Genomic DNA, 22,086 nt, shown 5'->3' with positions numbered 1-22,086 from the left:
AATTTCCTTCCCTTAATAAATTTGTAATAGTCCAGACAGCGGCCTTAAATTATATCTGTTATGCGTAAAGATACTAAACTATTACACAAATTTCTTGAAAATGGTCATAAACGACAACCACTTTTTATATTATACTATATGTGGGGAATTTTTAAAGAAGTTCTTTTTGTGCAAAATTTACAAAAAGGTTAAAATTTAAGCTAAAAAAATGTAAAAAATGTGCACAGAAAGAAAATATGTGTTATAATGAATGCAATTAACTAGAAACGAGGTGACGACATGATTAAGAAGGAAATGATTGCTATGCTGTTAGCTGGCGGACAAGGCAGTCGACTCGGTGTTCTTACCGCAAAAGTGGCCAAGCCGGCCGTAGCTTTTGGGGGGAAGTACCGTATTATTGATTTTCCGCTTAGTAACTGTATAAATTCAGGCGTGGATACTGTAGGAGTATTGACACAGTACCAGCCTTTAAGATTGAATACACATATAGGGATTGGCATCCCATGGGATTTGGACCGCAATGTTGGAGGCGTGACTATACTTTCCCCATATGAAAAGAGTACAAGCAGTGAGTGGTATACTGGCACGGCGAATGCCATTTACCAGAATCTGGATTACATGGAGACATACAATCCTGATTATGTACTGATTTTATCTGGGGACCATATATATAAGATGGATTATGAAGTGATGTTAGATTTCCACAAGGCGAACAAGGCGGATGTGACCATAGCCGCTATGCCTGTTCCCATGGAAGAGGCCAGCCGCTTTGGAATTGTCGTTACAGATGAAGAAAGCAGGATTAAGGAATTTGAGGAGAAACCTGAACAGCCCAGCAGCAACCTGGCGTCAATGGGGATTTACATATTCAGCTGGCCGGTACTAAAGGATGCGCTGCTTAAATTGTCAGAGCAGCCCAACTGTGATTTTGGAAAGCATATCATCCCATATTGCCATGAGCATGGCAAGAGGCTGTTTGCATATGAGTATAACGGATACTGGAAGGATGTGGGAACCCTCAGCTCATATTGGGAGGCTAATATGGAGCTGATCGATATTATCCCTGAGTTTAACCTATATGAAGAGTTTTGGAAAATCTATACGAACAGCGCCAATATCCCGCCCCAGTATATTTCAGAACAGTCTGTTGTTGACAGATGTATTATAAGTAATGGCTCAGAGATTTATGGGGAGATCCACAGTTCTGTGCTTGGAAGCGGGGTGACTGTCGGCAAGGGAAGTATCATCCGGGATTCTATCATTATGCGTAATGTAAAAATAGGGGATAATTGTGTGATAGATAAGGCAATTATCGCGGAGGGCACAGACATTGCAGACAATGTGGTGATTGGTATAGGCAGCGAGGTTCCCAACAGAGAGAAGCCCCATATATACAGCGGCGGACTTGCAACTGTGGGAGAGAATTCGCGGATACCGTCCGGCGTACAGATTGGTAAGAATACCGCCATTAGTGGTGTTACATCCATAGATGATTACAGTGATGGAGTACTTGCAAGCGGTGAGACATTAATAAAGGCAGGTGAAAGTGTATGAGAGCAGTAGGGATAATTCTGGCAGGGGGCAACAACAGGAGGATGCTGGAGCTGACATCCAGGCGCGCAGTGGCTGCCATGCCTATGGCTGGAAGTTACAGGGCGATTGATTTTGCCCTGAGCAATATGTCGAATTCACATATTCAGAAGGTGGCTGTTCTGACACAGTATAATGCCAGGTCGCTGAATGAGCATTTGAATTCTTCTAAATGGTGGGACTTTGGAAGAAAACAGGGAGGATTATTTGTATTTACCCCCACGATTACGGCGGAGAATGGTTATTGGTACCGGGGTACAGCAGATGCCATCTACCAGAATCTTGACTTTTTGAAAAAGTGTCACGAACCCTATGTGATCATCACATCCGGGGATGCAGTGTACAAGCTGGATTACAATAAGGTGCTTGAATACCATATAGCCAAAAAGGCGGACATTACTGTCGTTTGTAAAGATTTGGAGGCTGGGGAGGATGCAACGCGTTTTGGCACAGTGCGGATGAATGAAACGGCACGGATCAAAGACTTCGAGGAGAAGCCGATGGTGGCCCATTCCCAGACTATCTCAACAGGGATATACATCATCCGCAGGAGGCAGCTGATAGATCTTATAGAACACTGCGCCGAGGAGGAGAGACACGATTTTGTAACCGATATTTTGATTCGTTATAAGAATCTGAAGAAGATATACGGTTATAAGATAAACAGCTACTGGAACAACATTTCAACAGTAGATGCATATTATCAGACAAATATGGATTTCCTGAAACCCGAAGTCCGCAACTACTTCTTCAGAGAGCTTCCACCAGTTAATTCCAAGGTAAGTGACCTGCCCCCAGCAAAATATAACCCGGGGGCCGTGGTGAAGAATAGCTTGGTTGGAAGTGGAAGTATCATTAATGGTACAGTTGAGAATTCTGTAATATTTAAAAAGGTATTTGTCGGTAACAATTGTGTGATTAAAAACTCTATTATTCTGAACGATGTCTATCTTGGGGACAATACATATATTGAGAACTGTGTCGTTGAGAGCCGTGGGACAATTAGAGCAAACACAAGGCATGTTGGTGAGAATGGCGTGAAAGTGGTAGTTGAGAAAAACGAACGGTATGCATTATAAAGGTGATGTCTATTGAGGCTCTGCTCAATAGGCTGCAGGCTAATGCAGGCGGAGAAAGGAGACTTGAATTTATGCAGATCACAGACGTGCGTGTGCGCAGGGTAGCAAAGGAGGGCAAGCTAAAGGCGGTTGTTTCAATCACCATTGATGATGAATTTGTAGTTCATGATATTAAGGTGATTGAGGGTGAGAAAGGTTTGTTTATAGCTATGCCAAGCAAAAAGGCCCTGGATGGTGAGTACAGGGACATTGCACATCCTATCAATTCTGGCACCAGAGAGAGAATTCAAAGTACCATTCTGGAGAAATATACAGAAGCGGTTGAAGAAGAACCAGAAATGGGAATGGTTATTGGGGAAATGTAAACAAATAAGAGAAAGGCTGCTGCGGTTAGTAACTGCAGCGGCCTTGTTTTATGTGCCCCAGCAACGGGCCGGGGGGACATGCTTACATGTCACCCTGGCGACTGCCTCGGGGGGTCTGATCCCCCGATATTTGTATCGCCGCTAGTTTGACGCCCCTATGCCTGCATCGGGGTCTTTGGCTATTTGGGGGATTACAGGCGTTCTGTCATGAGATATCCATTTTTCCGGCAGCTATGTCTGCAAATGACTGCAGCCGGTTTAACTGGAACTTAAGCGGCTTGTTTGTTCGGGGGTGTAAAAAAGACAGACGGCAGGCGACAAGCCAAAGCCTTCTCTGCCTGGTAAATGCTGCCAGTGATGAACTAGGGGGGAGCAGGGTTCCGTATTTTAAGTCCCCCATGATGGGACATCCCAGGTGCGCCATCTGCACCCGGATCTGATGATGCCTTCCAGAGCGGAGGGTAATTTCTGCCAGGGCACAGGAATCATATGTCTCTATGATTTTATAATGCAGAGAGGCTTTTTTGGCGCCGGGGGCATCGGGAGGGCAGACCCGGGAAGTATTGGAGGCCTTATCTTTCAGGAGATAATCCTCAATATCCCCTTCTGGCTTGGGGGGGATGGCTGTGAGCAGCGCCCGGTAATGTTTGCCAAAGCCTCCTGTAGTTAGCTGGATGTTCAGGCCGCGGGCAGCGGCAGGGGTTTTGGCAAATACCAGAAGTCCTTCTACGGGTTGGTCCAGCCTGTGTATGACGGCCAGATATGGGGATGTATTAAGGTTGGATACAGGGGAGGTCTGCGCAGATATCTGTCTCTTTCCCTGCCGGTATAGGTGGTTCTTTAAGACACTGACCATATCGGGGGTTCCAATACGGCCGCTTTGGGTAGGGAGACCCGGCGGCTTAACACACACTAGTATATCCTCATCTTCATATAAAATTTCAGGTATCATTTCATTTGCTCCTTCCTGCAGCAGTCTTGACTTTTCAGAAGAATCTGACTACACTGATTATCATACAAACGAAGAAAGAGGTCAAGTACATTGATTTTTGAAAGTATATCCAGTATACTTTATTGTAAAAGCAAGACGGAAAGCACAGGTGGAAGATATGTCATATCAGGATTGGGAGAGGTTTGGTGAAGACATTCGCAGGACAGTACAGGATGCGGTTGATTCCAGAGACTTTAACAGGCTGAACCAGACGATTTCAAATACAATAAATGGTGCCATGGATAGCCTCGGGAGAAGTTTCCAAAATGTAGGCGACGCTGTGGACAGGACTGCACAGAATATGAAAGAGCAGGCCAGAAGCCAGGCACAGCAAAAGGGAAGAAGAGGGCAGGCCTGGGATAAGTACCGCTATTATGGGAAACAGGACGGACAGGCATATGGCAGGGATATAAAGAAACCGGAGCCGGGCCAGGCTCAGACTGCTGTGGCAGAGAGGAAATATTCTGAGCTGTTCAAAAAGACTGCAGGTGTACAGGCAGAAGGGATTTTTCTGGCGGCAGCAGGGGGCGTCGTGACTTTGATTATGCTGCTCATGGGGATCTTTACTTTAATTGGTGCAGCCGTGACAGGGGAGTTTGGCGCTGGGGGCGCCATTCTGACAGGTATGCTGGCTATTTTTACACTGGGCGGCATTATTCTAGGCAGCAGGGGGACTGCGCTGCTGGGCAGAATCAAGCGGTTTAAAGCATATATCAGGCAGATGGAGGGGAAAGAGTACTGTGAAATTAAAGAACTGGCAGAAAGCAGCAAGAAGTCTGTCAAGTATGCGGTTAAGGATATAGAAAGAATGATACAGAAGGGATGGTTTAAGCAGGGGCATTTAGACAGGCAGAAAACATGCCTGATAGTAAGTAATGATGCGTATATACAGTATACAGACCTGATGATGCGGATGGAAGAGCAGAAGAAGGAGGAAGAGTTGGCCAGAGAACGCCGTGCAAGCAAACAGCAGGCATTGGATCCGCAGGTACAGGAGGTCATACAGGCGGGTGACGAATATGTCAGGAAGATCCGGGAATGCAATGATGCTATTTTGGGAGAAGAGATTTCAGCAAAAATATCCCGGATAGAAATGTTAGTCGACAGGATTTTTGACAGAGTAGAGCAGAACCCTGACTGTATACCGGATGTGAGGAGGCTGATGGAGTATTATCTTCCCACTACGGTCAAGCTGCTGGAGGCATACGAGGAGCTGGATGCACAGCCTGTGCAGGGGGAGAATATCCTTTCCTCTAAAGGTGAGATCGAGAATACACTGGATACTCTGAATATAGCCTTTGAGAAGCTGCTGGACAGCCTGTTTCAGGATACGGCATGGGATGTATCTGCTGATATTTCCGTGCTTAATACAATGCTGGCCCAGGAAGGGCTGACACGGGATGACTTTTAATCGGAATATCTTTGGGTTTAATGAATGCCCGTCCTGGGATTCACTTTTGCCAAATGGAGGAATAAAATGAACAACGAATTTGAACAGTTTGCCACAACGCCCACGCTCACTCTGGAGCCTTTTCCAGAGGGAAAAGAAGAAGTGCGGCCTGTGGAGGAGAAACCTGTTTTTGATGACAGTGTTTTGTCTGAGGAGGAGAGGCGGGCAGTGGATAATTTTGCCTCTCAAATTGACTTGTCCAATTCCTCTGTGATACTGCAATATGGTGCGGGGACACAGAGGAAAATGGCTGATTTTTCTGAGGCGGCTCTCGAAAATGTGAAAACAAAGGATTTAGGAGAGGTAGGAGAACTGCTTTCGGGGGTGGTGAGGGAACTCCGGGATTTTGACGAAGAAGAATCGAAAGGGTTTCTGGGGATTTTTAAGAAAACATCTAATAAGATCACTGCCATGCGGGCCAAGTATGCCAAAGCGGAGACCAATATTAACCAGATCTGCAAGGTGCTTGAGAACCATCAGGTACAGCTGATGAAGGATATTGCACTTCTGGATAAAATGTATGAGGTAAACCTGACATATTTTAAAGAACTTTCTATGTATATATTGGCGGGGAAAAAGAAGCTGGGGGAAGTCAGGGCAGTATCTCTGCCTCAGCTTCTTTTAAAAGCAAAGAACAGCGGACTTCCAGAGGATGCACAGGCCGCCAGGGATCTGGATTCTATGTGCAGCAGGTTTGAGAAAAAAATTCATGATCTTGAGCTGACAAGGACGATCTCTATACAGACGGCTCCCCAGATCCGGCTTGTACAAGGCAATGATACACTGATGGTGGAGAAAATACAGTCTACAATTGTGAACACAATACCTCTCTGGAAAAGCCAGATGGTTCTGGCTCTTGGTGTGGAGCATTCTGCACAGGCTGCTGCGGCTCAGCGCGAGGTGACAGACATGACAAACGAATTGCTGAAGAAGAATGCGGAGAAGCTGAAGATGGCTACAGTAGAGACTGCCCGGGAGTCCGAAAGAGGGATTGTAGATATAGAGACATTAAAAGCAACCAATGAATCTTTGATCAGTACTCTCGATGAGGTGATGCATATCCAGCAGGAGGGCCGCCAAAAACGCCAGGAGGCTGAGCGGGAGATGATCCGGCTGGAGGGTGAGCTGAAGCAGAAACTGCTTCAGCTATAGTGAAAACGGGAAAGTCCCGGATATTAAGAAAAGGAGACTAACTATGGCAAAGGATAAGAAATTAGTGGAATCAATTACCTCGAGGGAGGAGGATTTTGCGCAGTGGTACACGGATGTGGTGAGAGAAGCTAAACTGTGCGATTATTCTGGTGTAAAGGGGTGCCTGAATTATCTTCCCAACGGCTATGCAATCTGGGAGAATATACAGGCTGATTTAGATAAACGTTTTAAAGATACGGGCGTAGAAAATGTATATCTCCCTGTCCTGATTCCAGAGACACTGCTCCAGAAGGAGGCGGACCATATCGAGGGATTTGCCCCTGAAGTGGCGTGGGTAACTCATGGTGGTTTGGAGAGGCTTCAGGAGAGATTTTGTATCCGCCCCACATCAGAGACACTGTTTTGCGATTTGTGGAGTAAAAGCGTGCAGTCCTACCGGGACCTGCCGAAGGTTTGGAACCAGTGGTGCTCCGTGCTCCGGTGGGAGAAAACAACAAGGCCCTTTCTGCGCTCCAGGGAATTTTTGTGGCAGGAGGGGCATACGATCCATGCCACCTATGAGGAGGCAGAGCAGAGAACCCTGACAATGCGGGATGTATATAGGGACTTTATACAGGAAGATTTGGCCATTCCTCTTATAACCGGACGGAAGACAGAGAGCGAGAAATTTGCGGGCGCCCGTGACACATATACTGTAGAAGCCCTCATGCACGACGGGAAGGCGCTCCAATCTGCCACCAGCCATTTCTTTGGAAATGCCTTTCCAGATGCCTTTGATATTAAATACGCAGATAAAAACAATGAGCTTCATAGTGTCTATGAGACATCCTGGGGACTTTCTACAAGGATTATCGGTGCCATTATCATGGTGCATGGAGATGACAGCGGACTTGTGCTGCCTCCAAGGATCGCACCAATCCAGACAAGGGTTATTCCCATTGCACAACACAAAGAAGGGGTGCTGGAGAAAGCAAATGAGCTGCTTGGCAGGCTGAGTGAGGCGGGATACAAGGCGAAAATAGACGATTCAGATAAGAGTCCTGGCTGGAAATTCAGCGAGCAGGAAATGCTTGGGATTCCTACCCGTATTGAGATAGGGCCAAAGGACATAGAGCAGAATCAGGTTGTAGTGGTACGTCGGGATACGAGAGAGAAGATAATAGTATCTTTAGATGAGATTACAGAAAAGCTTTCAGAAATCCTTGAGGACATTCAGAGGGATATGTTTGACAGGGCAAAAGCATTTTTGGATTCTCATATTGACGCCGCTGTTACAATGGAGGAAATGAACCGGAAATTCCAGCAGAACAGAGGGTTCATAAAGGCTATGTGGTGTGGCAGCCAGGAATGTGAGGACGAGATTAAGGCACAGACGTTAGGGGCATCTTCCAGATGTATCCCAGAGGATGAAGAACAGCTTTCTGATGTTTGCATATGCTGTGGGAAGCCGGCGAAGCACATGGTATATTGGGGCAAATCCTATTAATATATTTGGAGACTATTGGGAAATAGGGAAGAAATCTGCTTGGGCAGAGGTTCTTCCCTATTTTTTTGCTTAAGGGCTAAGAGGGAGGGGATGGGGCACGGGATATCTATTTTCTGACGATATACAGTTCCTTTGGCGCTCAGTGGATTGTTGAATTTTGTCTAAAATTGGAATATAATGGAAAAAGCCAGGGTACCCTATGGCTATATTTATTTGACAAAATATTATAGAAGGGAGCCGTATGAAACGAGAATATCTGACTGAGAATGTTTATGATGCCCTTCAGGCACGCCTTCACTTTTTGTTTGGAGAATTTGACAATATCTTTGTTTCTTTTTCAGGGGGCAAAGACAGTGGATTACTACTAAATATAGTCCTGGATTTTCAAAAAAAATATTACCCGGGACGCCGTATTGGGGTTTTTCATCAAGATTTTGAGGCGCAGTACAGTGTAACTACAGAATATATAGAGCGCACATTTTCCAGAATTGAGAATGATGCTGAACTTTATTGGCTCTGTCTTCCTATGGCCACCCGAACCGCCCTCAGCAGCTATGAGATGTACTGGTATCCATGGGATGACACAAAGGAGCAGGCATGGGTCAGGCCTATGCCGAAACATCCATATGTGATTAACCTTAAGAACAATCCTATGACTACATACCGCTATAAAATGCACCAGGAGGACTTGTCAAAACAGTTTGGGCGCTGGTATAGGATCTCCCATCAGAATAAGCGTACAGTCTGCCTGCTTGGGATGCGCGCCGATGAATCACAGCAGCGCTACGTAGGATTTCTTAACAGGAAGTATGGCTATAAGAATACATGCTGGATAAGCCAGCAGTTTAAAAATGTGTGGGTCGCCTCTCCCATGTATGACTGGACAGTGGGAGATGTTTGGCATGCCAATGCTGTTTTGGGATACGATTACAATAAGCTTTATGACTTATATTATATGGCGGGATTAAAACCGGAACAGATGCGGGTTGCTTCGCCTTTTAATGACTATGCAAAGGAAAGCCTGAATCTTTATAGAGTAATTGACCCGGAAATCTGGGTAAAATTAATAGGCCGGGTCAGAGGGGCAAATTTCGGAGCCATCTATGGCCGGACGAAAGCTTTAGGCTACAGGAATATTACATTGCCCGAAGGGCATAACTGGGAATCCTATACCCGTTTCCTGCTTGCCACGCTTCCGGCCAAACTGAGGAACAGGTATATCGAGAAATTTAACACATCCATTAAATTCTGGCATACAGTTGGCGGAGGGTTGGAGGAAAAGACGATCCAGGAACTGGAAGAGAAGGGATACCGTATCCGACGCAATGGTGTGTCAAACTACACCCTGATGAAAAGTTCAAGAATTATCTTTCTGGAAAAAATTCCGGACCATACAGATAATATTAAATCTACCAGGGATATCCCCAGTTGGAAAAGAATGTGTTTTTGTATTCTGAAAAATGACCATAATTGCCGTTTTATGGGATTTGGGCTTACCAGGGAGCAGCGCCTTGCAGTCAAAAGCTTAAAACAAAAATATGGAGAGTTAGGAGAAAAATCATGCCTTACGTAAGTCCCGTGTATAATATCATCCAGGTTCCGATTGATAAAATTGAACCAAATACATATAATCCTAATTCAGTTGCCCCGCCAGAATTAAAGCTGCTCTATGACAGTATCCATGAGGATGGGTATACTATGCCGATTGTCTGTTACTATGATAAGGTGAGAGATGTATATATTATTGTTGACGGTTTTCACAGATACCGGATAATGCTTGATTATCCTGATATTTATGAGCGGGAGAACGGCCTGCTTCCTGTTTCGGTCATCAATAAGCCTATTGACCGGCGCATGGCCAGTACCATACGGCACAACCGGGCAAGGGGCAGCCATAATGTGGACCTTATGAGTAATATTGTGAGGGAACTTCATGAACTGGGACGTTCTGACGCCTGGATGGCCAAACATCTTGGGATGGAGAGAGAGGAGATTTTACGGCTGAAGCAGCTGACAGGCCTGACGGAGCTCTTTGCGGACAGAGAGTTTGGGAAAGCCTGGAAAGTGGTGGATGAAAGCTTGTTTGAGGAGTCTGAAGAATCAAAAAAGTAGTTTTACCTCCGGGGAGCCATTAGCCGCTCGGTGTGAGCAAGGGTACAGCATGGCTGCATACCCTAATAGTTTTATATATTTTTCCCTAAACGTGCGGGCCAGAAAATAAATAGTAAAATCAAGGGAAATCCCTTGACTTTCCCATAAAAACGTAATAAACTGATTTAGCGTGCACAAAAAGGTACGATTTTTTGGCGCGTAAAAAGATAATTACGGTTATCTGCAACCCCTTTCCATATAGATGGAAAGGCGACGAAAGAATCATAGGAGGTGAAAAAGAATGCCAACATTTAACCAGTTAGTTAGAAAGGGACGTCAGACTTCTGAAAAGAAATCTACAGCACCAGCACTTCAGAAAGGATACAACTCTCTTAAGAAGCGTGCTACCAATGTATCCGCACCACAGAAGAGGGGTGTGTGTACAGCAGTTAAGACTGCAACACCTAAGAAGCCTAACTCAGCTCTGAGGAAAATCGCCAGAGTCCGCCTCTCTAACGGAATCGAAGTAACAAGCTATATCCCTGGTGAGGGACACAACCTTCAGGAGCATAGTGTTGTTTTGATCCGTGGAGGAAGAGTTAAGGATCTGCCTGGTACAAGATACCATATTGTCAGAGGTACGCTTGACACGGCAGGTGTCGCTAAGAGAAGGCAGGCTCGTTCTAAGTACGGCGCTAAGAGGCCAAAAGACGCGAAATAATCCGGGAATAATTTTTCTGATTTGAAAATCAGGTGAAGAGGATTTTTGGAGATTCGCGAGTGTTTTCTGTGAAAGCAGATAAAGCATTTTGCAGACTTAGCAGGAAAGTAACTAAATAGTTAAATCGTATCACAAACAGAACTATGATTATCGTAGGTTGCGGATTAAATGCCACAAAAGACAAGGGCCTATGGGCCAGGATGTGGAAGAATAGATAAGTCCCGCGGCCACGAGCACATGAAGCGCGATTTCCATAGAAAGACACATGTGAGTACCGATGAATTAATCCCGGCGCAGACCGGAAATAGTGATTAAGGAGGGAAGGACCGTGCCACGTAAAGGACATACTCAAAAAAGAGATGTATTAGCGGATCCAATATACAACAATAAAGTTGTTACCAAACTTATCAACAATATCATGTTAGATGGTAAGAAGGGTATAGCACAAAAGATTGTATACAGAGCATTTGAGCGGGTTGAGGCGAAAGCTGAGAAACCGGCTATTGACGTGTTTGAGGAAGCTATGAATAACATCATGCCAGTACTTGAGGTTAAGGCAAGACGTATCGGCGGAGCTACCTATCAGGTACCTATTGAAGTAAGGGCAGACAGGAGACAGGCTCTCGCACTTCGCTGGCTGACATTGTATTCTCGCAAAAGAGGCGAAAAGACAATGGAGGAGAGGCTGGCTAATGAAATTCTGGATGCATCTAACAACACAGGTGCATCAGTAAAGAAGAAAGAAGATATGCACAAGATGGCAGAGGCAAATAAAGCATTTGCCCACTACCGCTTTTAATTAGGAGGAAAAAATCTTGGCTGGAAGAGAATATCCATTAGAGAGAACCAGGAATATTGGTATTATGGCCCACATCGATGCCGGTAAGACGACATTGACAGAGCGTATCCTCTATTATACTGGTGTAAACTATAAGATTGGTGATACTCACGAAGGTACTGCTACCATGGACTGGATGGAGCAGGAACAGGAGAGAGGTATCACGATTACTTCAGCTGCTACAACATGCCATTGGACTTTGGAAGAAAAGACAAAGCCAAAGGAAGGTGCCCTGGAGCACCGTATCAATATTATTGATACACCGGGACACGTTGACTTTACTGTAGAAGTTGAACGTTCACTTCGTGTATTGGATGGTGCTGTAGGTGTGTTCTGTGCTAAGGGTGGTGTTGAACCTCAGTCAGAAAACGTATGGCGCCAGGCAGACACATACAATGTACCGAGAATGGCGTTTATTAATAAGATGGACATTTTAGGTGCAGATTTTTATAATGCAGTAGACCAGATCAAAACCAGGCTTGGTAAGAATACGATTTGTCTTCAGCTGCCCATCGGCAAAGAGGATGAATTTAAAGGTATCATTGACCTGATGGAGATGCAGGCTTATATCTATAATGATGAAAAAGGCGAGGACATTTCCGTAGTTGACATTCCAGAAGAAATGCAGGACGAAGCAGAACTGTACCGTTCAGAATTGGTAGAGAAGATCTGTGAGCTGGACGACGATCTGATGATGGAATATCTGGAAGGTGAAGAACCTTCTGTAGATGCCCTTAAAGCGGCTTTGAGAAAGGCTACCTGCGAGTGTACTGCAATCCCTGTATGCTGCGGTACTGCATATAGGAACAAAGGCGTACAGAAATTATTGGATGCAGTATTGGAATATATGCCTGCTCCTACAGACATTCCGCCAATCGAGGGTGTTGACCCTGACGGAAACGAAGTTGTTAGGCATTCTTCTGACGAAGAGCCATTTTCTGCATTGGCATTTAAGATTATGACAGACCCGTTTGTAGGTAAACTGGCTTACTTCAGAGTGTACTCAGGGTCTATAAATTCAGGCTCTTATGTACTGAATGCAACAAAGGGCAAGAAAGAACGTGTTGGCCGTATCCTTCAGATGCATGCCAACAAGAGACAGGAACTTGATAAAGTATATTCAGGTGACATTGCAGCGGCAATCGGGTTTAAATTCACCACAACAGGTGATACAATCTGTGATGAACAGCATCCGGTTATTCTGGAATCCATGGAATTTCCAGAACCTGTTATTGAGCTCGCTATTGAGCCAAAGACGAAGGCTTCACAGGGTAAACTTGGTGAATCACTTGCTAAGCTGGCAGAGGAAGATCCTACATTCCGCGCGCATACAGATAAGGAAACAGGCCAGACAATTATTGCTGGTATGGGTGAGCTCCATCTGGAGATTATCGTTGACAGACTTCTGCGTGAGTTTAAGGTAGAGGCCAATGTAGGCGCTCCTCAGGTAGCTTATAAAGAGTCCTTTACAAAACCGGTTGATGTAGACAGCAAATATGCGAAACAGTCAGGCGGACGTGGACAGTACGGACATTGTAAAGTTAAATTTGAACCTATGGATGTCAACGGGGAAGAGATATACAAGTTTGATTCAACCGTTGTCGGCGGATCTATACCAAAAGAATATATTCCTGCAGTAGGTGAAGGTATTGAAGAGGCAATGAAGTCCGGTGTACTGGGCGGATTCCCGGTTGTAGGTGTCCATGCGACAGTTTACGACGGCTCTTACCATGAGGTGGACTCCAGTGAGATGGCATTCCACATTGCTGGATCTCTGGCATTTAAGGATGCCATGAAGAAGTCTTCTCCAGTACTCCTTGAGCCAATCATGAAGGTTGAGGTGACAATGCCTGAAGAATATATGGGAGATATCATTGGAGATATCAATTCCAGGCGCGGGCGTATTGAAGGTATGGATGATTTAGGCGGCGGCAAGATTGTGCGTGCATATGTACCATTGTCTGAGATGTTTGGATATTCCACAGATCTCCGTTCCAGAACTCAGGGACGTGGTAACTACTCCATGTTCTTTGAGAGTTATGAGCCAGTACCTAAGTCTGTCCAGGAAAAAGTGTTATCCAACAAAAATGACTAAATGTAATAAAAAGGCTTGAAAAACACGGGACTTTGAAATATAATCAGAGTTAGCCGAGTAAAAACGAAAACTAATAAAATACCTGGGAACAGGTGCTATATTAAGGAGGATTATTCAAAATGGCAAAAGCTAAATTTGAAAGAACAAAACCACATGCTAATATTGGTACCATTGGCCACGTTGACCATGGTAAGACAACATTAACAGCTGCAATCACCAAGACTCTTTCTGAGAGAGTTGCAGGAAACGCAGCGGTAGATTTCGAAAATATCGACAAGGCTCCAGAAGAGAGAGAGCGTGGAATCACAATCTCTACAGCACACGTTGAGTATGAGACAGAGAAGCGCCACTATGCACATGTTGACTGCCCAGGACATGCTGACTATGTAAAGAACATGATCACAGGTGCTGCACAGATGGATGGTGCAATTCTGGTTGTTGCTGCTACTGATGGTGTTATGGCTCAGACAAAAGAGCATATCCTCCTGTCACGTCAGGTAGGTGTGCCATATATCGTAGTATTTATGAATAAGTGTGACATGGTAGATGATGAAGAACTTCTTGAATTAGTAGAGATGGAGATCCGTGAGCTGCTCAATGAATATGAGTTCCCAGGAGATGATACTCCGGTTATCCAGGGATCAGCCCTGAAAGCTCTTGAGGATCCTTCAAGCGAGTGGGGAGACAAGATCATGGAACTTATGGATGCTGTAGATGAGTGGATCCCGGATCCACAGCGTGATACAGATAAGCCGTTCCTGATGCCTGTAGAGGACGTATTTTCTATCACAGGACGTGGTACTGTTGCTACAGGTAGAGTAGAGCGTGGTACTCTGCACGTGTCTGATGAAGTTGAAATCGTTGGTATCCATGAAGATATCAAGAAGACTGTTGTTACAGGTATCGAGATGTTCCGTAAACTGCTTGACGAGGCTCAGGCTGGTGACAATATCGGAGCCCTGCTTCGTGGCGTTCAGAGAACAGAGATTGAAAGAGGCCAGGTTCTTATCAAACCAGGCACAGTAAAATGCCACAAGAAATTTACAGCTCAGGTTTACGTCCTGACAAAAGATGAGGGTGGCCGTCATACACCATTCTTCAACAACTACAGACCACAGTTCTATTTTAGAACAACAGACGTTACAGGTGTTTGCGAGCTTCCAGCAGGAACAGAGATGTGTATGCCTGGAGATAACGTAGAGATGACAATTGAGCTGATTCATCCAGTAGCAATGGAAGAGGGTCTTGGATTCGCTATCCGCGAGGGTGGACGTACAGTTGGATCAGGAAAGGTTGCTAAGATTATCGAATAATCATAGTGAATATATAAAAATCCCGGAAACTTCGGTTTCCGGGATTTTTTTGATGTTATAGGAAAGTTCTCTGAACTTCCCTATAACACAAAACACACTTCGTGTACTGGTTCCCACTGTGGCGGAGTGGAATGATATCCTTCATGGGCCCCGCCCCAGGCAGAGAAAATACTGCTTTGGCAGGCTTCCTTCTTACTATCAGCATAACACAATGATTTTACGGGGTGTAGTCTGTGGGGGCAGGCTCGTGGTAGCGATATTATAAAATACAATTAATGTGTTTCCCCCAATAGAACAGTTATATCTTTGGCCGTTTGCCGTTACGACATTTGTATTTGGGCCGATATTTAATTGTAGGGATCTATCCGCAGCAAGTAGGTTTTCATCAAAATAATTGACTGCAATTTGTCCCTGCAATGAAACAGGACTGATAACTACAGCACGGTATTGAGGTGGGAAAATCATTGGAACCGGCAGGTTAGAATCATAAAATGCAGTTACGCGCATTCCGGGGATTAAGAAGGTATTATTGACAACATAAGTATCTGGAGAAGATACAAAGTTTATAATACCATCGTTGGTCAGCAGGCTGATTAACTGGCTGCAGCATTCCTCAGAAAAGGGCGTTATGCTTCGGATGATTCCCGTAACAGGTACATAAGTCGAATAATTAGGCATAATCAAAAAGTCCTTTTTAACAGTATATGTAGGTATATCTAAAATGGGAATAATTTGTATCCTTTATGTGGGTACTTTGTTTTCGTTTTTGTGCAGATACAGGCCTGAAAACTATAGATTATAGATAAAGGATATGACATACGGTGCAATGAGGAGGGGTAGGTATGCCATCAGTTAAAGAAATGGGGGGCCAACCGGCCCAGGCATTGTCTGCAGCTAAAACAGAGGCAGAGAGCAGGATAATTAGGAAAACCAAAGAGCTGCAGGCCGGGGAGATGTTCATCGCAGAGGCGGCAAAGCAAAATGCGGAAGTTAAAAAAGAATTAAAGGAGAGCAATTCAGAAAAAGAAGAGTATCAGGAGAAAACAGAGGATACACCGGAATTGTCTCTCAAAAGCAAATGGTTTGGCACAGAAGGGAGGATATTGGAGAATGCCCAAATCAAATGGGTATTGGAGATGGAAAGTGAACTGTGGAACCAGCTTTTAAATTGGTTCCCAGCAGCAGGGGGAGATATATCAGTACAGCTCAAGGAGTTATCGGAGCTTTATTTGGCGCTTTTAGAATCTGTGCTGCTGCATACCGCAGGACAGGAACAGGCAGTACAGCTTAGCAGGCTGGAATCTGTGCTGGGGGAAAAACTAAATCTATTGCTTGAGAATAATTTGCATGAGTTAATTTCCCTTTTTGAAAATACGGGGCAAAAAGAAGCTGCCGAGAATGTAAAGGCCAGCCTGTATAAGCAGACAACAGGCCAAACTATATCATCAAAAGCATTGAGGGAATTATTTGGGAAAGGCCAAAGGGGAGGCTTAGGGCACGGCCGGTTATTTACCTTGGATTTAGCCCAAGAGACGGCCAGGCAACCGGCCAGCAGCAGGCAGGGGGGGAGTATAAGGGTTTCCCCAGAAGAGGGAAGTATTTATAGTCCTGCCGGGGGCAGAGGGATTCAAATTAACCAGTCCTACCATAACCAGAAAAAAACACAGGAACTGCTTATGAGCCAGAGGGACACAGCTATAAATACAATGAGCCAGCGTGAAAAAAATTCCATATTTTCAGGCCGGAGAACGGTTCTGTACACAGCGCGTGAAATGACCGCTGCCAACAGTTTTGGCAGACATCTGGCCGGACAGGGCAAGCTGCTGGATAACCCTGGTTTTGGCTTTAGCGCTAAAAATGATGAGCTGCCTGGACTTTTAGCAGCGGTAACAGTCATAAAAAGCCAGGTCATGTCAGATAACGTTTTGGGGAAAAATAGTTCTCTTCGCGTACCCGTAAAAAGTGCCGTCCAGCAGCTGGTGGATCATTATTTGTCTAAGAAGGCATCTTACCAAGTGTACTATCATACGACGAATGCATATGAGAAGTCACGGAACCCACAAAAAGCTGTGGAGGAAGGGATAGAGTACGCTTATAGGATTTTTATGGAGAAAAAACAGGATGCGGCCTATGGCAATGACAGGCGCTATTCTGAGGCGGCAGGTTTTTTCCAGATGCTTAAAAGCGGACAGACATCCCATGAAGAGCTGCTTGCAGGAATGCGGCTTCTGGAGAAAAACTGGAGGGAGTTTTTGGAAGCCGTTCACCTGGGAAATAGGCGTGATCTGGCATTGGCGCTCCAGAAATACAGTCCATGGGGAGCGGCCATGGAACCAGAGGGAGTAACGAGGCAAAAGAGCAGAAAAGATAAGATAATGATTACAATTGCTGCCGCATGTACGGCGGCGGTTTTTATATTCCTCTGCTATAGGATGTTTTTTTAAATATTTCTCCTGGATAATATTAAAAGAAGAAGGGACTGAAAGCCAGGAAGTGAAAAATGGACAAGTGCCACATTTAGTTGTCGGATAATTGGAAATCTGCTAGAATGATTTACAGAATGTATATCTGTATGGGGGTATATTATGTTTAAAGTGATGATAGTGGATGATGAAATCTATGTGGTGGCATTGATTCAGAAGCTTGTTAATTGGGAGAAATATAATATGGAGGTTGTGGCAACTGCCAATGACGGAATCACGGCCCTTCATTTTGTGGAGGAGATTAAGCCGGATTTAATTATCGTAGATGTCAGGATGCCTGGATACGATGGGATAGAATTTATGGACAAGATCCGGGAGTTTAACAAGAAGGTCCGGTTTATTGTTGTCAGCGGACATAAGCAGTTTGACTATGCGAAAGGCGCTATGCGCAATAATGTGGAGGATTATCTGCTGAAGCCGATTAATAAAGAAGAACTGGAAAAGGTAATAGGCAGGGTCTGTAAGGGACTGGCGGAGGACAGGCAGAATGAGAACCGTCTGCGAAAAATAGAGGAGGAGCTGGACTCCAGTAAGCTGAAAATAAAGAAATCTTTTTTGGAATCTATTCTAAGAAATGAGTATGAGGAAGATACGCTTGATTTGATTCAGATAAACCAGCGGTACATGACAAAATTTGAACAAGGCCATTTTAGGATGGCTGCGCTGATCCTGGATGGCACTAATACATTGGAGGAAGGGCAGGCTAACTGTTTAATGCTCAGGGAGGTACAAAAGGAGCTCAGAAATTCTCTGAGGGAGGTATGTTTTGAAATTCTTGAATGTATGCAGAATCAGATAGTTTTCTTTCTCTTGAATTATCCGGGGGAAAAGGAGGAATCTATAAAGGATTGTATGCTGATGCAGCTGGAGAAGAGCAGGCACCAGATAGAAAAATTTGAAAACTTAAGGCTTTGCATCTGTGAAGGAGGGGCAAAGCCGGAGCTATCAGCAATCGGGGAGTCCACTGATGAAATGCATGTTAGTATCCTGATCCGTACATCATTGGAGAATAAACAAATTATTACTTCGAGCTGTGTGGCGGATGCAGATTGCCCTCTGCCAGACACATTGGATATTCATACTATAAAGTTTGAAGAAACGCTGCAGTCTTTGGATATGAATAAAATATCTATGAGTATCCGCAGCATGTTTTCCAAGGCATTTTATGTGGCAGAAGATAATCCGCTGGCGCTGTATAAGCTGTTTATGGCGTTTGTGGGAAAGATCTATGCTTATTTCAGCAATATTGGTATTTATACAGAGACAGAGAAACAGATATGGCTTAAGTATAGAGCCAAATTTATACAGGCGCCTGTTTCCAGCGAGTACCCCAGGATTCTGATCAGGGATATTAAAACCTTGATTGAGAAGAATCAGTTGTCTGAGCAAAATAAAATAACACCTGCCATCAGAATAGCCAAGAGTTATATTGCGGAGCATTACCGGGAAGATATTTCTTTATCTGGGGTTGCGGATATCGTTAATCTGTCCCCAGTATATTTAAGCAGACTTTTCAAAAAAGAGGAGGGGATTAATTTCCTCGATTATTTGAACCAGTACAGGATTGACATTGCAAAAAGAATGCTGAAAGAGGAGATTAAATATAGCGTTATGGATATTGCAGAGGAGTCTGGATTCAGCAATACAAAATATTTTTCCCGCATTTTTAAAAAGTGTGTGGGTATTACACCCTCGGAATACCGGAGCCGCCATCTTGGAAAGGGCAGGGGTTAAAAAATCTGTATGAGAAAGTGGGGAAACTGGAAACACTTATCCAGTAAAAAGGTAATAACAGTTTTATTTTTGAATCTTGTAGTTCTGTCGGCTATTGTATTTGGTTTCGGTATCTGGCTGAATCATTCCAGAGCTCTGTTTCTAAAGGATTCGGTTATTGGGGCGCTGACTTATAGGGAGCTGGCATTGTGCTTTATATTTGCTGGAATTATAAACAGTGTGATAGATTACTATACTATCATTGCACCCATGTGGAACCTGGAAGAAAAAATACAGAAGCATGAAGAAACAGTGAGGTCAGAGGATTTTCTATATAATTCTGCTAACAGTGGCTTATCTATTGAAACCACACTTCAGGAATTGCTCAATCAGCAGAAGCTAATGTATGACAAAAAAAGGATCGAGGAAAAACAGCGTAGAAAGGCCCAGCTTTATGCCCTGCAGACGCAGATTGACCCTCATTTTCTATATAATGCATTGGACTCTATCAGGGGTTATGCGCTGCTGCACGATATGGAGGAGATTTCAGATATAACTGAGGCCCTATCCAGGGTCTTTAGGAACATGATATCAGATAAACATGAATTGCTGCCCTTTTGGCAGGAGATGGATAATATATCTAATTACATGAAAATACAGCAGTTCAGGTTTAATCATAAGTTCCAATATTTTTTTGACATAGATGAAGAAATTGTTAATAAATATATGGTGCCCCGTATGGTGATACAGCCTCTTGTGGAGAATGCCATCGTACATGGATTAGAGAAAAAGGTTGAAGGCGGCTGGGTAAAAGTTACCGCCTATGTGACAGAGCGGCGGCTGGTCATTACAGTGACGGATAATGGCGTGGGAATGAGCGAAGAACGGCTGGAGCTTCTCAATAAGGCAATGGAAATGGGCCTTGAGGAGTACGATATCCAGGGCGGGAGGCAGCATGCAGGGATAGCCCTGATTAATATTAATAAACGCATCAAACTGAATTTTGGAAACCGGTATGGCTTGATCCTAAACAGTACGCAAAATGTGATGACCAGCACGGAAGTCATCCTCCCGCTTTTGATAAACAGAGAATAGGAGCAGATCGTGACAAGAGAGGTTCTTAGAATGTATAATATTTATTCCTGGGAAGGGAATATTAATTTGATCCAAAATGGAAACTTCCACCTTTTTGAAGGGGAGGTTGTGGGTTTGGTTGGCAATAACCATTCTGGGAAAAGCGCCTTTATGGGGGCAGTGACAGGGGAGTTCCCGTGTAAGTCTGGAAAGATATGGATTTCAGAAAATATCAAAAGGATTGATTCTATAGAGCGGGCCAGAAAAGGGGGTGTATTTCTGATTAAGGATGAAAGCTCCCTGATAGAAGAATTCAGTATCAGGGATACAATGAAGCTGAATTATGGCTTGGCAGAGAAAGGGGTTGGGTATCAGGATTACCTCAAAAAATGTAAGGAAATTTTTCATTTATTGAATATATCAGATGCCCAGAACCTGAAAATGGACTATGACTGTAAAATACGGGATATGACCTTCCATCAGAGGGTACTTATAGAAATCGCCCAGGCCATGGTGTGCAATGCGAAAATTATTGTTATGGATTCTGTGGTCGGGATGCTGTCACAGAGCGCCAGAGTACGGATGCGTGAGGTGTTTTGCCTCCTCGTAAACCGTGGAATCAGTATTGTACTGATAGAAAATCAGATAGAGTGTATCCGCATATATTTGAACCGTCTCTGTGTGATGAGAAAAGGAAAGGTGGTTGCAGAATTAAATAGCTCTGAAGTTGACACTAATCTTGTCTCTACGCTGATGGAGGGAGAAAAGAGGGAGCTTCAGGATACGGTGGGGGGAGATTGTATCAGCGAAGCCTGCAAGGCAAAAGCAATCCTTAAGTTTGACGGAGTTTTCACCAGCCAGGGGATACTCAATGGCCTCAGCTTTACGCTTTATGAAGGAGAGACACTGGGAATCTGGAATAAAAACAGACATTCAGGAACTGCCATCGCCCATATTCTTCAAGGGGAGATGCCCTTCGTGAAAGGAGCTATAACAATAGGCAATGAGGCCTTCTTAGGGCAGGTTGGCAGAACCCTCAAGCCAGGCCTGGCTGTCCTGCCTGAGAGTGACCAGCTTTTTACAAATATGAGTATCGGCGAAAATATAAGTATCTCTGCCCTAAGGCAAAACTCCTATGGGAAAGTGGTCATGAAAGAAGGGGAACTCAGGTACCTTACACAAAATCTGGTGGAAGAATATTTCGATAACGGGAAATACAAAACCTTTATAGACCAGATTGTATTTGAAAGTCTCATTATCAAAAAGAAGATATCCCTTTGCAGGGCTATCGCGTCAGGGGCAGGCATCTTCGTATATAGCAACCCATTTTCTCATTTAGATGAAGGGGAGAGGAAGCTATTTAGCCAGGACATACAAAAGACAGCCCAGAAGGGCATATCGCAAATTATTATTTCTGCACATGCGGAAATGCTGTATTCTGTATGCAGCAGAATCCTTGAAATCGAAAGAGGTGTTATTGTAAGGGAGACTGTGAGTCCCACAGGGGGCCGTTAGAACTCACGGGAGTCCAGATGCAGGCCAATTGGTTCCCGGCGTGAGGACTCTCATCTTCCTTTCACAGTATAGCCGTTTCTTATATCAAATCTTATTCTTAAATCCACAATTGGTTTAAAATGTATACTTT

At 44.4% G+C, this 22,086-nt stretch carries 19 protein-coding genes; 17 read left to right on the top strand and 2 right to left on the bottom strand.

Translation table 11 applies throughout. The features are described 5' to 3' along the window. Positions 1-279: 279 nt before the first annotated feature. From EFA47_RS13635 to spoVG, 3 genes are all read left to right on the top strand, one after another. The gene (locus tag EFA47_RS13635; protein ID WP_122643776.1) at positions 280-1,554 is read left to right on the top strand and encodes a glucose-1-phosphate adenylyltransferase; all 1,275 of its coding nucleotides are present in this window, start codon (positions 280-282) and stop codon (positions 1,552-1,554) included. Further along, positions 1,551-2,669, top strand: a complete 1,119-nt coding sequence (gene glgD, locus EFA47_RS13630; protein ID WP_122643775.1) for a glucose-1-phosphate adenylyltransferase subunit GlgD — start codon at positions 1,551-1,553, stop codon at positions 2,667-2,669. The genes EFA47_RS13635 and glgD overlap by 4 nt, the downstream gene beginning before the upstream one ends. A 71-nt stretch (positions 2,670-2,740) precedes the next feature. Next, complete coding sequence (spoVG, locus tag EFA47_RS13625) at positions 2,741-3,034, top strand: septation regulator SpoVG (protein WP_122644550.1); 294 nt, start codon at positions 2,741-2,743, stop codon at positions 3,032-3,034. Positions 3,035-3,239: 205 nt separating this feature from the next. On the opposite strand, the gene EFA47_RS13620 is transcribed toward spoVG, so the two are convergent. Continuing rightward, positions 3,240-3,986 carry an RluA family pseudouridine synthase gene (locus tag EFA47_RS13620; RefSeq protein WP_122643774.1) on the bottom strand — a complete coding sequence of 249 codons (747 nt, stop codon included), beginning with the start codon at positions 3,984-3,986 and terminating at the stop codon, positions 3,240-3,242. A 157-nt stretch (positions 3,987-4,143) separates the two neighbouring features. Here EFA47_RS13620 and EFA47_RS13615 point away from each other — a divergent pair, with 157 nt between their 5' ends. The 10 genes from EFA47_RS13615 to tuf all read left to right on the top strand — a co-directional run bounded on the left by EFA47_RS13615 (position 4,144) and on the right by tuf (position 15,171). After that, positions 4,144-5,436, top strand: coding sequence for a 5-bromo-4-chloroindolyl phosphate hydrolysis family protein (locus EFA47_RS13615; RefSeq protein WP_122644549.1), 1,293 nt, complete (start codon positions 4,144-4,146; stop codon positions 5,434-5,436). Positions 5,437-5,502: 66 nt separating this feature from the next. Beyond that, positions 5,503-6,627 carry a toxic anion resistance protein gene (locus EFA47_RS13610; protein WP_122643773.1) on the top strand — a complete coding sequence of 375 codons (1,125 nt, stop codon included), beginning with the start codon at positions 5,503-5,505 and terminating at the stop codon, positions 6,625-6,627. Between the two features lie 43 nt (positions 6,628-6,670). Next, positions 6,671-8,113 carry a proline--tRNA ligase gene (proS, locus tag EFA47_RS13605; protein WP_122643772.1) on the top strand — a complete coding sequence of 481 codons (1,443 nt, stop codon included), beginning with the start codon at positions 6,671-6,673 and terminating at the stop codon, positions 8,111-8,113. Positions 8,114-8,354: 241 nt separating this feature from the next. After that, a complete protein-coding gene (locus EFA47_RS13600) occupies positions 8,355-9,686 on the top strand; it encodes a phosphoadenosine phosphosulfate reductase (RefSeq protein WP_122643771.1) in 1,332 nt (443 codons plus the stop codon). Further along, positions 9,674-10,225 (top strand): IbrB-like domain-containing protein, encoded by a 552-nt coding sequence (locus EFA47_RS13595; protein ID WP_122643770.1) that lies wholly within the window; start codon positions 9,674-9,676, stop codon positions 10,223-10,225. The genes EFA47_RS13600 and EFA47_RS13595 overlap by 13 nt, the downstream gene beginning before the upstream one ends. 280 nt (positions 10,226-10,505) lie before the next feature. Continuing rightward, positions 10,506-10,925, top strand: a complete 420-nt coding sequence (gene rpsL / locus EFA47_RS13590) for a 30S ribosomal protein S12 (RefSeq protein ID WP_122643769.1) — start codon at positions 10,506-10,508, stop codon at positions 10,923-10,925. A 168-nt stretch (positions 10,926-11,093) separates the two neighbouring features. Beyond that, positions 11,094-11,240 carry a hypothetical protein gene (locus tag EFA47_RS19910; RefSeq protein ID WP_164690005.1) on the top strand — a complete coding sequence of 49 codons (147 nt, stop codon included), beginning with the start codon at positions 11,094-11,096 and terminating at the stop codon, positions 11,238-11,240. A gap of 13 nt (positions 11,241-11,253) precedes the next feature. Further along, positions 11,254-11,724, top strand: a complete 471-nt coding sequence (rpsG, locus tag EFA47_RS13585) for a 30S ribosomal protein S7 (RefSeq protein ID WP_178044060.1) — start codon at positions 11,254-11,256, stop codon at positions 11,722-11,724. Between the two features lie 16 nt (positions 11,725-11,740). Next, positions 11,741-13,858, top strand: coding sequence for an elongation factor G (fusA, locus tag EFA47_RS13580; RefSeq protein ID WP_122643767.1), 2,118 nt, complete (start codon positions 11,741-11,743; stop codon positions 13,856-13,858). Between the two features lie 119 nt (positions 13,859-13,977). Further along, positions 13,978-15,171, top strand: a complete 1,194-nt coding sequence (tuf, locus tag EFA47_RS13575; protein WP_122643766.1) for an elongation factor Tu — start codon at positions 13,978-13,980, stop codon at positions 15,169-15,171. Positions 15,172-15,369: 198 nt separating this feature from the next. Here tuf and EFA47_RS13570 read toward each other — a convergent pair whose 3' ends face one another. Continuing rightward, positions 15,370-15,849 carry a hypothetical protein gene (locus tag EFA47_RS13570; protein ID WP_122643765.1) on the bottom strand — a complete coding sequence of 160 codons (480 nt, stop codon included), beginning with the start codon at positions 15,847-15,849 and terminating at the stop codon, positions 15,370-15,372. Positions 15,850-16,013: 164 nt separating this feature from the next. Here EFA47_RS13570 and EFA47_RS13565 point away from each other — a divergent pair, with 164 nt between their 5' ends. From EFA47_RS13565 to EFA47_RS13550, 4 genes are all read left to right on the top strand, one after another. Next, a complete protein-coding gene (locus EFA47_RS13565) occupies positions 16,014-17,615 on the top strand; it encodes a hypothetical protein (protein ID WP_122643764.1) in 1,602 nt (533 codons plus the stop codon). Positions 17,616-17,756: 141 nt separating this feature from the next. After that, on the top strand, positions 17,757-19,388 hold the full coding sequence (locus EFA47_RS13560; protein ID WP_122643763.1) for a response regulator transcription factor: 1,632 nt from the start codon (positions 17,757-17,759) through the stop codon (positions 19,386-19,388). A 9-nt stretch (positions 19,389-19,397) separates the two neighbouring features. After that, positions 19,398-20,462 carry a sensor histidine kinase gene (locus EFA47_RS13555; protein WP_122643762.1) on the top strand — a complete coding sequence of 355 codons (1,065 nt, stop codon included), beginning with the start codon at positions 19,398-19,400 and terminating at the stop codon, positions 20,460-20,462. Between the two features lie 30 nt (positions 20,463-20,492). Then, on the top strand, positions 20,493-21,956 hold the full coding sequence (locus EFA47_RS13550) for an ATP-binding cassette domain-containing protein (RefSeq protein WP_122643761.1): 1,464 nt from the start codon (positions 20,493-20,495) through the stop codon (positions 21,954-21,956). Positions 21,957-22,086: the final 130 nt, after the last annotated feature.

The organism is Luxibacter massiliensis (genome assembly GCF_900604355.1).
GTDB classification, from domain to species: domain Bacteria; phylum Bacillota; class Clostridia; order Lachnospirales; family Lachnospiraceae; genus Luxibacter; species Luxibacter massiliensis.
The sequence above is the reverse complement of the archived record's forward strand: the minus strand, read 5'-3'. Positions and strand labels throughout refer to the sequence as shown.